The following is a 13,816-nucleotide window of genomic DNA, read 5'->3' as shown; positions in this document are numbered from 1 at the left end:
CATGCCGTGGGACATGCAAGTCGATGTCGTCGTGCTCGGCAGCGGGGGCGCCGGGCTCACCGCCGCACTCACCGCCGCCGCGTCCGGCGCGTCGGTGGAGGTTTTCGAAAAGGCGTCGACGGTCGGCGGAACGACCGCCGTGTCGGGCGGTGTGGTGTGGATCCCCGCCCACAACCGTTCTCCCGAAGGCGAATTGACCCCGGTCGACGCGCTGCGATACCTGCGCGCGCAGTCCCTGGGTTCGATGGACGACGAGCTGGTCGAGACTTTCGTGCACACCGGTGCCGCGATGCTCGACTTCATCGAGGCGCACAGCGGCCTGCGCTTCGAGGTCGCCACCGGCTTCCCGGACTACCGGCCCGAGCTGCCGGGGGGCCGTCCCGGCGGCGGGCGGTCGCTGAGCGCGGGGCCCTTCGATCTGAACCGGCTCGGCGAGTGGGGCGACCGGATCACCGCCTTCCCCGCCGACTGGTCCAACGTCGGTATCGATGCCGAAACGAGGGCCCGCCTGCACGTGACGGTCGGCGAATGCAGCGACCTGTGCGTCGCAGGCACGGCGTTGATTGCGGGTCTGCTCAAGGGATTGCTGGACGCCGGGGTCACGCCCCGGACCGACGCCCGGGCCGAGGAGCTCATCGCCGAGGACGGCGAAATCGTCGGGGCGCGCATCGCGTTGCCCGGGCGAACCATTCGGGTGCGCGCGCGCCGCGGAGTCGTCCTGGGCGTCGGAGGCTTCGAATGGGATCCGGGTTTGGTGCGGGCATTCCTGCGCGGCCCGATGCACGGCGCGGTGTCCCCGCCCCATAACACCGGGGACGGCCTGCGCATGGCGATGGCGCACGGCGCCGACCTGGCCAACATGGCCGAGGCCTGGTGGGTGCCGATCGTCCAGATCCCGGGCGACACGATCGACGGCAGGCAACGCAGCCGCAGCGTGCGCCTGGAGCGGACTCGGCCGCGGAGCATCATCGTCAACTCGGCGGGGCGGCGCTTCGTCAACGAGGCGTGCGACTACAACTCCATGGCCGGCGCCTTTCACTACCTCGATCCCCGCGGCGGGTACGTCAACGACCGCGGATGGATGGTGTTCGATTCAATTCATTTGCAGCGCTATGGATTCCTGGGCGTCGAGCCGGGACAGCCCGTCCCGGACTGGTTTTGCGAGTCCGCAGACCTCACCGAGCTGGCCGCGAAGACCGGCATCGACGCGGACGGCTTGATCCGCACCATCGACGACTGGAACCGCCACGTGGCCGCGGGGGCCGACCCCGACTTCGGGCGCGGCTCCAGCGCCTACGACGGCTACTGGGGCGACGACAGCGCGACCACAGCCGCGGGCAAGACCCTCGGCCCGATCGACACCGCCCCGTTCTATGCGGTGCCGGTGTGCATCGGCGCGATGGGCACGAAGGGCGGTCCGCGCACCGACCGCGACGGGCGGGTGCTGCATGTCGCCGGCGAGCCGATCCCGGGCCTGTTCGCCGCCGGGAATGCGATGGGTGGGGTCACGGGACGCGCCTACGGTGGCGCCGGCGGGACATTGGGCCCGGCAATGGTTTTCGGATACCGCGCCGGTCACGCGGCCGCTACCGGGAAGTCCGTCGACCTCGAGTCGCGCTAACTGAAAGCGTTCGTGATGGCTGCCATGTCGAAATAGTCGCGCCACGCGGCTATCCGGTCGTCGTGCACTTCGAAAACGCCCATCACCGGCAACGGGATCGATCCACCGTCCTTGCGGCGCATGACATCGGTGCGCTCGTTCATCACCAACGACCCGTCGGCGACCTGCCGGTGCACGTTGAAGTCGATTCCGTCGAACGCGGCCAGGAATCCCGCGATGAATTCGCGTATCGCCTCGCGGCCATGCACAGGATCCATCGGGATGTTGTGGTAGACCGCGTCTTCGGTGAAATACGCGGCAATCTCGTCCGGGTCCGGCGATGCCCAACGCTCGCAGAATTCCGTCACCAATTCATCGGCAGAACGTGTCATGCCCCTCATGCAACACATCGCCGCGGAGCAAATCAAGACCGAAGACGCTGAGCGGCTCGCGGTTCAGTCTGGCACCGGCACCTCGACGCAGATGTGGGTGCCCACCGGAGTGTCGAGGAAGACGAACGTTCCCCCGGCGGCCTCCACGCGGGCGCGGTGCGACGCCAATCCGATGTGCCCCTCGCCGAGCCGGCGCGCCACCGTCTGGTCGTCGAACCCCACGCCGTCGTCGACCACGTGCAACACGCACGTTCCGTCCGTGAAGCCGAGCGACACCGAAGCGCTACGGGCCCGCGAATGCTGCACGATGTTGGACAGCAACTCGCGTACCACGCCGAACACTATCGCGTCGATCTCAGTGCGGATCGGGTAATCGATGTCGGTCGAGATGTCGATGTTCGATCGCTGGGTGGTCAACGTCGCCAACTGCTGGACCGCCGCGGCCAACCCGACCTGCTCGAGGACGGCGGGGTGCAGCTCGAACGTGGCCTGCCGCAATCGCTCCGATGCCATCTGCAGACCGGCCATCGCGCGCGCCACCCGGTCATCGCCCGGTAGCGCCGAGTCCAATTCGACCAGCTCTTGGCGCACCGCCAAGATGTCCTGCAGCGGTCCGTCGTGGATGGATTCCGAGATCCGTCGCTGCTCGACGTCGGAAGCGGTCATCGTCTGGGCGAGCAGCTCCTCGCGCAGGGTGCTGAGCCCGGCCACCGAGCGGGTGTGCCGTTCTTCCACCCGGACGGCGACAAACGCCGTGACACAAAGGAATCCGTAGAGCAGGAACCGGAACGTGGCTTCGGTCACGCCGATCGATCCGACCATTTCCGGGTCCTCGAGCACCGCGATCGCGAACCCCACCATCGAGAAGAGCAGCACCACGGCCGCCCGCCGAGACGAGACGTCGAGCCCGATCAGGACCGGCAGCGCCGTCATGATGAGCAGCGGATGGAGCCCGTTGGTCGACAACACCTGGAAGACGGTCAGCAGGACCACATCGATGACCGTGAACGCAAACGGTTCCTGGCGGCCGACGCGGGCCAGCCGCCCCCGGGTGAGCCATCGCCGGCTCGGCGAGAAAGCCAGCGTCAGAGCAAAGAGCGCCACCACGCCGTACACCACGATCAGCACGGTTTGCTGGGTCCACTCGGACCGGCGGGTGCCGCTGAGCATCGCAGCGATCATCAAGCCCACCACGCCGACCCGGAGGACCGACGCAAGCCGATACGAACGCAGCTGATGAAGCCTGCGCACCCGACCCAGTTCCGCGTCGCTCGCGACCGCCACGCGAACACAGTACTCATCCGTGGCGGCTCTCTCGGGGCAAAGCGCCCAGGCGTGCATCAGAGTTTTCGCTGATTGCCGCGGACGCTTTGCGGGCTAGACTCATCGCCATGGCCGGCCCAGCAGCGCCCGACAAGGTGCGGGTGGTTGTCGGCGACGATCACCCCCTGTTTCGTGAGGGCGTCGTGCGCGCCCTGTCGTCGAGCGGTTCGGTGAACGTGGTCGGCGAGGCCGACGACGGTTCGGCGGCACTGGAACTGATCAAAGAACATCGGCCCGACGTCGCCCTGCTCGACTTCCGCATGCCCGGCATGGATGGCGGGCAGGTCGCCGCGGCGGTGCGGAGTCAGGAATTGCCGACCCGCGTGCTGCTGATTTCGGCGCACGACGAGCCGGCCATCGTGTACCAGGCATTGCAGCAGGGCGCCGCGGGGTTCGTGCTCAAGGACTCGACGCGCAGCGACATCGTCAAGGCCGTGCTCGACTGCGCGCAGGGCCGCGACGTGGTGGCGCCGTCGCTCGTCGGGGGCCTTACCGCGGAGATCCGTCATCGGGCGCAACCGACAGGACCCGTGCTCAGCGCGCGAGAGCGCGAGGTGCTCAACCGAATTGCGCGTGGCCAAAGCATTCCCGTGATCGCCGCCGAGCTGTTCGTGGCCCCGTCGACGGTCAAGACGCACGTGCAGCGCCTGTACGAGAAACTTGGCGTCAGCGATCGTGCGGCCGCCGTTGCCGAGGCGATGCGGCAAGGCCTGCTCAGCTAGTGGCCGGCCAGTGGTCCGATTCGCTGATCGTCGGACCGTCCGCCCGCAGAAGTGAGTTCGCGACCGCGGCGGCCTCGCCCACCAGGTGGCGGGCCCGCCGTTCCACCTCGTAGAGGTGGCCGGCGCCGACTCCGATGTTGGTCAGCCGTCGGCGGGCGTAGACCAACGGATCGACTCCTGCGGGATGGTTGGTTCGGTAGGTAACCGCCTCGACCATGGCGGGACCTCCGCCGGCGCCGGCTCGCTGCACCGCTTCGCCGACCGAAGCACGCACTGCCGCAACGTCTTTGCCGTCGACCGACGAGACGGGTAACCCGTAGCAGTCGCGTGGCCCGCGGCGCACACCGGACCCGTCGCGGATGCTCTCGATGACGAACACGAGCGGAAGCCGCCACGACACCGCGATCCGCGCGGCCGATTGGAACTCGGCGGACTTGGCGGCGTCGTCCCCGATGACGCACACGGTGACCCCGCCTGCGCCCGCCACCTGCTGCCCGTAGGCGTCGCCGATCGCGAACAGAATGGATTGCCTGACCGGGCTCGACGTGCCGAAGATCTGCTTCCATTCGGCGGCGAAGACGCTTTCCTTCGCACCGCCGGCCGCAGGCCTCGTCGGGGCGGTCATCTCGGCGATGGCCGGACCTAACGGTCGGGCGAGGCCGACCTCCTGGGCGTGCTGGAAGTGGCGGATCGCGGTGTTCAGGATGTCGCCCGGCCGAAGCGCCGCGATGGTGCCGACGGCCACGGCCTCCTGGCCGAAGGCGGCCTCCATGGGCCCGTTGAGCAGCCCGTCGATGCGCCGCTCTTCCAACGCCATGTCAAGGAGGCGCAGTACCCACAATTGGCGGTACAGCTCCAGCTGCTCTTCAACGCGTGCGGCCGACAGTTCGGGTGTGCGAGCCATGTGCCGGGTCTCCTAACTCGTCGCGGGATCGTGGCGGCGTCGGCCGGAGCACTGCGACGGACGGGGGTCCGGTCGGTGGCTGAGGTGACTGCCGTTGTACACACGATCAACGTAGGGCGGCAGGGCGGGCCGGAACTCCGCCGATCGGTCCGCAAAGGGGATGAATCTCCGTTCCCCCAATCGGGGGACAGCGCGGCGGCTCAGTCCTGGTCGCGAGGGGTCGGTGACAGCAACTGCTCAGCCGCCGAGTAGGGGTCCCGGTCGCCGTCGACGACCGTCTCGGCGAGCCGGTCGAGGTCCGGCCGACCTCGCAGCCGGGTCTGCGCCAGCGACAGGATCTGGGCGCGGGCGCGGGCCAGCCGGCGGGCGCGAGTGTCGGTGCGGTGGTGATCCTCAATGACCGCCATCAATTCCGCGATGCCCTCGCCGCGCGCGGCGACGAGGCTGACGATGGGTGCGTCGGTCTCGGCCCGCAGGTCCCGCACGGTCTGTTCGGCGCCGTCCCGGTCGGCCTTGTTGACGACCACGATGTCGGCGACTTCGAGCACCCCTGCCTTGGCCGCCTGAATCGCGTCGCCCGCACCGGGATTGAGGATGACGACGGTGGGGTCGGCGACCGCGGCGATCTCGATTTCGGACTGCCCCACCCCCACGGTCTCCAGCAGCACGACGTGGTAACCGATCGCTCCGAGCAGCCGAATGGCCGCCGGTACCGCGGCGGCCAATCCCCCGAGGTGACCACGGGTCGCCACCGACCTGATCAACACGTCGGAGTCGTTGATATGCGCGGCCATCCGTATTCGATCGCCCAGCAGTGCACCACCACTGAACGGCGACGACGGGTCCACGGCCAGCACCGCCACCCGGGACCCCCGCTCCCGGTAGCCGCCGACCAGGGCGGCGATCGTCGTGGACTTGCCCGCGCCCGGGGGCCCGGTGATGCCAACGACGTTCACCGATGACGGTTCGAGGCTGGCCAGCACCTCGTCACGGCGCTCGCCCTCGACCAGCGAAAGGAGCCGACCGGCCGCGCGCGGAGATCCGTTGCGCGCGCTGATGATCAGGTCGGTGATCTCCATTTAGGGGGCGGGGACCTCGATGACGGTGGCGGACCCGATGCCGCCGTATAGCCCCTCCCCCAGGATCACGTCGTCGACTTGCGCGGGGTCCCAATACTTCGCCGCCTGGGCGACGACGTGGTGCCCGAGGTCGAAGGCGCTGGTGTCGCGCAGCGTGCCCTTTCGGGCGGTGCCGATGGGTGTGCGCAGGGCGGACATGATGACGGCGTCAGGCACGGGTCTTCTCCAGTTCGACGAGCGCGTCGCGAGTGCCCGAGAGCCCCCGCAAGATTGTGAGAACACTATTCTCTCATTGCGAGTCGGCGTTGCAAGGAGAGATCGGCTCGCGACCAGTCGCAAAATCGCATATACCAGCATCGCTGGGTGCGATTCTGCGTCTGCTCGCAAATCAGGAGGCATTGTCGGCAATGGACGGAATGATCGCGGTCCCGGGCGGCAACGTGTGGTTCGAGCGCATCGGTGGCGGACCGGGCCTTCCCCTGCTCGTCGTGCACGGCGGGCCCGGATTGCCGCATACCTACCTGCGTTCGCTGGAGCGGTTGGCCGACGAGCGCGAAGTCGTCTATTGGGATCAGCTCGGTTGCGGCAACTCCGACCGCCCGTCGAACCCGGATCTGTGGACCATGTCGCGGTCGGTGGCCGAAATGGATGCTGTGGTAAGAGGACTCGGCCTCAAGAGTTTTCACCTCTTCGGCAACTCGTGGGGCGGGATGATGGCGCAGCAGTACGCGCTCGACGTCCCGTCGGGCGCCGTCAGCCTCACCATCTCGAACAGCATTGCCTCCATACCGCAGTTCTCCCAGATGGTGGCCCGGTTGAAGACCGAGCTCGATCCGGCGACGCAGTCCGCGATCGACCGCCACGAAGCCGCGGGGACGACGTACACGGCCGAATATCAGGACGCCATCCGCACCTGGAACGAAACCTACCTTTGCCGCGTGCGGCCCTGGCCCCCAGAGCTTTTGGCGGCCTTCGCCAACATGGGAACCGACATCTTCGAGACGATGTTCGGGCCGAGCGACTTCCACATCGTCGGGACGATCCGCGACTGGGACGTGTTCGACCGATTGCCGGAAATCACCTTGCCGACCCTCGTCCTTGCCGGCAGGTTCGACGAATGCGTGCCCGAACACATGTGGGAGATGCACCGGCGCATCGCTGGCTCGCGCTACGAACTGTTCGAGTCGAGCGCTCACATGCCCTTCATCGAGGAGCCGGCGAAGTTCGATCGGGTGATGCGAGACTTTCTGCGGCATCACGATTCCGCGTGAGCGGCTGTCACATCAGTTCTTCGCCAGCTTGGTGACGATCGAGCGGAAGTCGTCGGTCGTGAAGGACTGGTGCTCGGCCGACAGGGCATAGTCCAGACTGGCGAGGACCGCGCGCTCCAGATGAATGTTGAGCACCCGTTTGGTGCTTTCGACCGCCTGCTGAGGCAGCTCCAAAATCTTTTTCGCACAAGCGGTTGCGTCCGCGACGGGGTCGGCGGACACGTGGTTGGCCAACCCCAGCTCGACGGCGCGCTGGGCACTGATGCGGGTGCCCGTCAAGGCGAACTCCTTGGCCAGCAGCAGGCTGATATGCAGCGGCCAGGTCAGCGGACCGCCGTCGGCGGCCACCAATCCCACCTGCACGTGCGGATCCGCGAGGTAGGCCTCTTCGGCGATGTAGACGATGTCGCTCAGGGCTACCAGGCTGCAGCCCAGCCCTACGGCCGGGCCGTTGACCGCGGCGACCACCGGAATTCGGCACCGCGCCATACCCAAAACGATCTCGCGGCCGTCCCGAATGGTTTTGGCGCGCAAGTCGGCATCGGTCGACAGCTCCTTGAGGTAGGAGAAATCCCCGCCCGCCGAGAACGCCCTGCCGGCCCCGGTGATGACCGCCGCGCGGGCCGTCGGGTCATCGGTCAGTCGCTGCCACAGTCGCGCGAGTCCGACGTGCAGATCGTCGTTGACCGAATTGAGCGACTCCGGCCGGTTCAAGGTGATGATCCGCAGCGGGCCGTCGGCTTGGACGTCGATTTCGGCAGGCATGTCGTACACGTCAGACTCCTTTTATGGTCGTGACCCGCTTCACCCGGGCTCCGCCCGCGCTCGCGATCACTCCGTCTATGGTCGTGACCCGCTTCACCCGGGCTCCGCCCGCGCTCGCGATCACTCCGTCTATGGTCGTCACCCGCTTCACCCGGGCTCCGCCCGCGCTCGCGATCACTCCGTCTATAGTCGTGACCCGCTTCACCCGGGCTCCGCCCGCGCTCGCGATCACTCGGACAATCCCAAGATGCGTGAAGCGATGATGTTCTTTTGTATCTGCGATGTCCCGCCCATCACACTCTGCGCGCGGCTGTACAGGTAGGCGCTGAGCAGGTCCGGATCTCGCGTCCCGCTGACCGCCAGCGCAGCGTGTCCGACGGACTGCTCGACCCAGGTCATCAGCAGCTTGTCCAGCGATCCCTCGGGCCCGTGCGAGACACCGTCGAGCTGTTCGGACAGCCGCCGCCGCACATGATGCGTCAGCATCTCCGACTGGACCGCCGCCCACGCCAGCTCCTCGGACACCGGTCCTTCGGTGCGCGCGTACAGGCTTCGCACGAGTTTGCCGTAGCGGGCCGCGTAGCCGAGCGTGGACGGTTCGCGCTCATGGCCGACGACGGTCATGGCCACCGCCCAGCCATCACCCGGGGCGCCGACCATCCTGTCGGCCGGAACCTTCGCGTCGTCGAAGAACACCTGGCCGAATTCGTTGGTCACACCGTTGATCATGCGCAACGGACGTTGTTGCACACCAGGCTGTTTCATTTCCAGCACGAACGCCGACAGGCCACGGTGGCGTTTGGCCTGCGGGTCGGTGCGCGCCAGCAACAGGCACCAGTCCGCAACGTCGGAGTAGCTGGTCCAGATCTTGTGCCCGTTCACCACGTAGGCGTCGCCCTCGAGGCGAGCGGTGGTGGTCAACGAGGCCAGGTCGGAGCCGGCGCCGGGTTCGCTGAAACCTTGGCACCATCGCTCGGTGCCGTCGATGATGCCGGGCAGGAAGCGTTGGCGCACTGCGTCATTGGCGTGCCGGCCGATTCCGTAGATCAGGTAGCCGACGCTGGGACGCGGCGGGGCGCCGGCCCGGGCGAGTTCCTCGTCGACGATGACGTCGTAGACGGGCGGCAGCTCCCGCCCGCCGTACTCGCGGGGGAACGACAGCCCGAAGAATCCCTCTCGATACAGGGCCTGGTGCCATTCGGCCTGACGGGCCCAGTATTCGTCGCCCGACCCGGAGAACTCTCCCGCGTGCACGGAAAGCCAGGACCGCAGCCGCTCCCGGAACGCTGCCTCCTCTGGTGAGTCACGAAAGTCCAAGATCGATCTCCTTCAACGCGACGGGCCACAGTTCCGTCGATAGCAGGGCGCGCCGCAGGTAGACGTGCACCACGCAGTCCCAGGTGTTACCGATGCCGCCGTGTACCTGGATGGCCGTCTCACAGACGGTTCGGGCGGCTCGCGCGCAGTAGACCTTCGCGACCTGGGCGGCGCGGATGGCGTCGGCGGGCGGCAGCTCGTCGACAGCCCACGCGGCATGCCGCGACACGCTGATCGAACCCTCAATCAGCGCACGGCTTTCGGCCAGCAGGTGGGCGATCGCTTGGTAGGACCCGATCTGCTTGCCGTACTGTTCGCGGATCTTGGCGTAGTCGCACGCGACGGCGTGCGCACCGCGGGCGATCCCCACCAGGTCCGCCGTCGTGGTGACCAGCGCGAGCGCGCGCCATTGCGCGGCGATGTCGGGGGACACCTCGCCCAGCGCCGCCGGAGTTCCCGCGATCCTGGCGTCGGCGCGGGTCAGGTCCGCACCGTCGGTCGGGCCCCCTACGTCCGCGGCGAGGACCTCGCCACCGGCCAGGCTCAGGGCCCGCTGGGCGCCGCGCGCGTCGATCGCGCGACCGTCGACCGCGATGGTCGCGCCCGCGGCGTCGGCGCCGACGTGGCGGGTGAGATCGTCCGCGAGCACCGGGCCGAGAAACGGCGCGTCGATCAGCCGTCGTCCGAATTCCTCGGCGACGATGGCCACTTCGACACCCGACGCCCCGTCGGAGCGCAGCGACCGCCACCCCGTCCCCGCGAGTTGCTTGTCCAGACGCGTAATCCGGCTCTGGTCGTCGAGGTCCTGCACCGCCGACGGCCCCAGGTCGTCGGCCAGCTTGGCGGCCGCGTCACGCAGTTGCTGTTGTTCAGCCGTCAGACGTACATCCATAGCGCTCCTTCAGCACTCGGCGCAGCACCTTGCCCGAGGGCAGGCGAGGGATGTCGGGCACGAACACGACACGGCTCAGGTGTTTGTAGGAAGCCAGCCGCTGATCGACGCGGGCCGTGAGTTCGCCGGCATCGACGGGTGCGCACGTCGCGACGGCGGCGACCACCGCCTCCCCGTTGATTCCGTCGGGCACGCCGAACACCGCGCAGTCCTTGACGGCGGGATGGCCGTGTAGCACCGTCTCGATCTCGGCGGGCGCCACCTGAAATCCGCGCACCTTGATCATCTCCTTGAGGCGATCGGTGATCCGCAACCAGCCTTCGCCGTCGAGCCAGCCGACGTCACCGGTCCGGTACCAGCCGTCATGGATCACCTCAGAGGTTGCTTCGGCCGGCAGGTAGCCGGCCATCAGCGATGAAGAGCGGGCCTGAATCTCACCGACCTCGCCGCGGCGGACCGGCTCACCCGTCTCCAGTGAGACCACCCGCACGTCCACGCCCGGCACCGGGCGACCGACGGCGTCCAGCCGGGCTCCCTGGATCGGATTGCAGGCGATGACAGGCAGTTCCGTGGTTCCGTACGCCGGTACCCAACCGACGCCGGTGCGCCGGGTGACCGCCTCGGCGACGTGGGCGCTGACCGGCGTCGCCCCCCACATGATGTAGCGCAACGAGGACAGGTCGTAGGACTCGAGCCTGGGATGCGAGGCGATGGCCAGCGCGATGGGCGCGACCGCCATTTCGACTGTGATGCGGTCGGTTTCGATGTGATGCAGCATCCGGTCGACGTCGAACCGGGGGTGCAGCCGCACGCGGACGCCGGTGCGCAGCGCCGTCAGGATGTTGAGCAGCCCGAGGATGTGCGACGGCGGCGTGGCAACCTGAATGCGGTCGCGCACCGTGAGCTGCAGCGCCCCGCGCCAATGCCGGACGGCCTCGTCCAGCGCCGCGTGGGTGTGCCGGACGGCCTTCGGCAGCCCGGTGGTGCCGGAACTGAACACCAGCACCGCGTCGGACCGTGGCGACGGCGCCGAGGGCGTCGACTCCCCGGGCGCGATCGGCTCGTCCAGGTGCAGCATCGGCATCGCGCCTGCCAGCACCGGGTGGTCACCGACCGCGTGAGCGGGTTCGGTCAAGGCGAGCGCGTGGTCGACTTCGTCACCCTTCCAGGCCGGACTGATCAGCACGGCCGTCGCCGCCAGGCGCCAGATCGCCAGCAAGACGGCGACGAACTCCGGCCGATTGGACGCCATCATCGCGACGCGCTGACCCGCGCCGACACCGTTCTTGGCCAGGATTGCGGACCAGCCGGCGGCCAATGCATCCAACTGAGGCAGGCTGAAACGCCGTTCCTCGAACACGACCGCGGCCGGCTCGGTCACGTCCCGTCCTTCCCTGACAGGCCGGGCTGACCTGACATCCCCACAAGCTTGAGAAGATCCTATCGCTCTGTGAGAATAGTATTCTCTATAGTGAAGAATGCAAGTACGGGAGGGTGGTGACGATGGCAGTCACCCGAAGCATCGAGGAGACCCCACGGGTGACAGATCCGTCGAACGGCTCCGTTGCGGGCACAGTCACCATTCACATGGACCGCAAGAAGGTCTCGGTGTCGATGGTTCCCGGCGAGACGCTGTTGGAGAGCGCGCGGCGGGCCGGCCTCGAGCCGCCGTTCAGTTGCGAGGCGGGCAATTGCGGCACGTGCATGGCCAGGCTCGAAGAAGGCCATGTGACCATGCGGGTCAACGACGCTCTCGACGACGACGAGGTCGCCGAGGGCTACATTCTGACGTGCCAGGGCGTGCCGGACACGGATTCGGTCACGGTGCGCTACGAGTAGCGCCCGAAGAGAGGTGGCGGCGATGGCCAAGGGAATCATGTACGTCGAAAGTCGGCCCAGTTCGCCTGCGCGCGACCAGGAATACAACACCTGGTACGACGAGGTGCACATCCCCGAACTGCTGGCGCTCGACGGAATCGTCGCGGCGCGACGGCTGCGCCCTCTTGACGGGCAGGGCCCCTATGTCGCCATCTACGAACTCGAAGGCGACGATCTGCAGGCCATCTTGGACAACATGATGGCCAACGCCGGGCAGCTGCACATGTCCGATGCGTTGCTATTGGATCCCGCGCCGATCCCTCGATTGCTCGAGACGACGAGCGAGCGGAGCCGCTGAGCCCGATGGACGTCGATGACTTGATCCTGGTGAGCATCGACGACCATGTGGTCGAGCCGCCGGACATGTTCCTGCGCCACGTGCCCGACAAGTACAGGGAGGAGGCCCCGATCGTCGTGACCGACGCTCACGGCGTCGACCAGTGGATGTACCAGGGCAGGCCGCAGGGCGTGAGCGGGCTCAACGCGGTGGTGTCGTGGCCGGCCGAGGAATGGGGCCGCGACCCGGCCGGTTTCGCCGAAATGCGCCCGGGCGTCTACGACGTCCACGAGCGCGTGCGGGACATGAACCGCAACGGCATCCTGGCCTCGATGTGCTTCCCCACCTTCACCGGATTCTCCGCGCGGCACCTCAACATGACGCGTGAGGACGTCACGCTGGTGATGGTGTCGGCCTACAACGACTGGCACATCGACGAGTGGGCCGGCTCCTACCCGGAGCGCTTCATCCCGATCGCCATCCTGCCGACCTGGACCCCCGAGGGCATGTGCGCCGAGATCCGCCGGGTCGCGGCCAAGGGCTGCCGGGCGGTCACGATGCCGGAATTGCCTCATTTGGAAGGGCTTCCGAGCTACCACGACGACGACTATTGGGGTCCGGTGTTCCGCACGCTGTGCGAGCAGAACGTGGTGATGTGCCTGCACATCGGCACCGGGTTCGGGGCGATCAGCATGGCCCCCAACGCGCCGATCGACAACCTGATCATCCTGGCCACTCAGGTCTCGGCGATGTGCGCCCAGGATCTGCTGTGGGGGCCTGCCATGCGCAACTACCCCGAACTTAAGTTCGCGTTCTCCGAGGGCGGCATCGGGTGGATCCCGTTCTACCTGGACCGCAGCGACCGCCACTACACGAACCAGAAGTGGCTGCGCCGGGACTTCGGGGACAAGCTGCCCAGCGAGGTCTTCCGCGAGCATTCGCTGGCCTGTTACGTCACCGACAAGACATCGTTGAAGCTGCGCCACGAGATCGGCATCGACATCATCGCCTGGGAATGCGACTACCCGCACTCGGACTGCTTTTGGCCGGACGCCCCCGAGCAGGTGTTGGCCGAGCTGAACGCCGCCGGGGCCGACGACTCCGACATCAACAAGATCACCTGGGCCAACGCCTGCCGGTTCTTCAGCTGGGATCCGTTCGCGCGGACGCCGCGGGAGCGGGCGACCGTGAAAGCCTTGCGCGCCAATGCCCTTGACGTCGACGTGTCGATCCGGTCGCGCGCCGAGTGGGCGCGGCTCTATCGGGAGAAGCAACTCGCCAAGCTGCCGTAGCGCGGCAGTGCCGCCGAATGTGCGGCTTGCTTCACACTCGCGCGGCGGCTGGCCTCATCGAGCGCGCCCCGGCGCCTCCCTGGCAGCTTCGACCGCGATGCCGG

The 13,816-nt window shown here is 67.7% G+C and carries 14 protein-coding genes and 1 pseudogene; 6 read left to right on the top strand and 9 right to left on the bottom strand.

Features of this window, described 5'->3' with window-relative positions; genetic code table 11:
• The first annotated feature begins 1 nt into the window (after position 1).
• Positions 2-1,621 (top strand): FAD-dependent oxidoreductase, encoded by a 1,620-nt coding sequence (locus A9X05_RS11495; protein WP_067781429.1) that lies wholly within the window; start codon positions 2-4, stop codon positions 1,619-1,621.
• Here the strand turns inward: A9X05_RS11495 and A9X05_RS11490 are convergent.
• Both A9X05_RS11490 and A9X05_RS11485 read right to left on the bottom strand, forming a co-directional pair.
• Positions 1,618-1,992 (bottom strand): limonene-1,2-epoxide hydrolase family protein, encoded by a 375-nt coding sequence (locus A9X05_RS11490; RefSeq protein WP_067759748.1) that lies wholly within the window; start codon positions 1,990-1,992, stop codon positions 1,618-1,620. The two genes, A9X05_RS11495 and A9X05_RS11490, sit on opposite strands and share 4 nt — an antisense overlap.
• Before the next feature lie 63 nt (positions 1,993-2,055).
• A complete protein-coding gene (locus A9X05_RS11485; protein WP_067781426.1) occupies positions 2,056-3,276 on the bottom strand; it encodes a sensor histidine kinase in 1,221 nt (406 codons plus the stop codon).
• Between the two features lie 107 nt (positions 3,277-3,383).
• Here A9X05_RS11485 and A9X05_RS11480 point away from each other — a divergent pair, with 107 nt between their 5' ends.
• Positions 3,384-4,037: a response regulator transcription factor gene (locus tag A9X05_RS11480; protein WP_067759759.1), complete on the top strand. Its 654-nt coding sequence runs from the start codon at positions 3,384-3,386 to the stop codon at positions 4,035-4,037.
• On the opposite strand, the gene A9X05_RS11475 is transcribed toward A9X05_RS11480, so the two are convergent.
• From A9X05_RS11475 to A9X05_RS11465, 3 genes and pseudogenes are all read right to left on the bottom strand, one after another.
• On the bottom strand, positions 4,030-4,941 hold the full coding sequence (locus A9X05_RS11475) for a thiamine pyrophosphate-dependent enzyme (protein ID WP_067781422.1): 912 nt from the start codon (positions 4,939-4,941) through the stop codon (positions 4,030-4,032). The genes A9X05_RS11480 and A9X05_RS11475 overlap by 8 nt on opposite strands.
• Positions 4,942-5,141: 200 nt before the next feature.
• A complete protein-coding gene (gene meaB, locus A9X05_RS11470; RefSeq protein WP_067781419.1) occupies positions 5,142-6,020 on the bottom strand; it encodes a methylmalonyl Co-A mutase-associated GTPase MeaB in 879 nt (292 codons plus the stop codon).
• A 39-nt stretch (positions 6,021-6,059) separates the two neighbouring features.
• Positions 6,060-6,236, bottom strand: a pseudogene (locus A9X05_RS11465) (acetyl-CoA C-acyltransferase); the annotation flags it as partial.
• 200 nt (positions 6,237-6,436) lie between these two features.
• Between A9X05_RS11465 and A9X05_RS11460 the strand changes: the two are divergent.
• Positions 6,437-7,291, top strand: coding sequence for a proline iminopeptidase-family hydrolase (locus A9X05_RS11460; protein WP_067781477.1), 855 nt, complete (start codon positions 6,437-6,439; stop codon positions 7,289-7,291).
• A 12-nt stretch (positions 7,292-7,303) separates the two neighbouring features.
• Here A9X05_RS11460 and A9X05_RS11455 read toward each other — a convergent pair whose 3' ends face one another.
• The 4 genes from A9X05_RS11455 to A9X05_RS11435 form a co-directional block, all read right to left on the bottom strand.
• Entirely contained in the window at positions 7,304-8,065 is a 762-nt protein-coding gene (locus A9X05_RS11455; protein ID WP_067759793.1) for an enoyl-CoA hydratase/isomerase family protein, read from the bottom strand.
• A gap of 219 nt (positions 8,066-8,284) precedes the next feature.
• Entirely contained in the window at positions 8,285-9,373 is a 1,089-nt protein-coding gene (locus tag A9X05_RS11445; protein WP_067781411.1) for an acyl-CoA dehydrogenase family protein, read from the bottom strand.
• A complete protein-coding gene (locus tag A9X05_RS11440) occupies positions 9,360-10,265 on the bottom strand; it encodes an acyl-CoA dehydrogenase family protein (RefSeq protein WP_067759810.1) in 906 nt (301 codons plus the stop codon). Before A9X05_RS11440 ends, A9X05_RS11445 begins: the two co-directional genes overlap by 14 nt.
• Positions 10,243-11,646, bottom strand: a complete 1,404-nt coding sequence (locus A9X05_RS11435) for a class I adenylate-forming enzyme family protein (RefSeq protein ID WP_067781408.1) — start codon at positions 11,644-11,646, stop codon at positions 10,243-10,245. Before A9X05_RS11435 ends, A9X05_RS11440 begins: the two co-directional genes overlap by 23 nt.
• Positions 11,647-11,768: 122 nt before the next feature.
• On the opposite strand from A9X05_RS11435, the gene A9X05_RS11430 reads away from it, so the two are divergent.
• Genes A9X05_RS11430 through A9X05_RS11420 form a run of 3 tightly spaced genes read left to right on the top strand, consistent with a single transcriptional unit; the run spans position 11,769 to position 13,712 of the window.
• Complete coding sequence (locus A9X05_RS11430; protein WP_067781475.1) at positions 11,769-12,104, top strand: 2Fe-2S iron-sulfur cluster-binding protein; 336 nt, start codon at positions 11,769-11,771, stop codon at positions 12,102-12,104.
• Between the two features lie 22 nt (positions 12,105-12,126).
• Positions 12,127-12,441, top strand: coding sequence for a DUF4286 family protein (locus A9X05_RS11425; protein WP_067781472.1), 315 nt, complete (start codon positions 12,127-12,129; stop codon positions 12,439-12,441).
• A 5-nt stretch (positions 12,442-12,446) separates the two neighbouring features.
• Positions 12,447-13,712: an amidohydrolase family protein gene (locus A9X05_RS11420; protein ID WP_067781405.1), complete on the top strand. Its 1,266-nt coding sequence runs from the start codon at positions 12,447-12,449 to the stop codon at positions 13,710-13,712.
• Positions 13,713-13,816: the final 104 nt, after the last annotated feature.

The sequence above is a fragment of the Mycobacterium sp. E3298 genome, assembly GCF_001666895.1.
In the GTDB taxonomy this organism is placed as follows: domain Bacteria; phylum Actinomycetota; class Actinomycetes; order Mycobacteriales; family Mycobacteriaceae; genus Mycobacterium.
The sequence above is the reverse complement of the archived record's forward strand: the minus strand, read 5'-3'. Positions and strand labels throughout refer to the sequence as shown.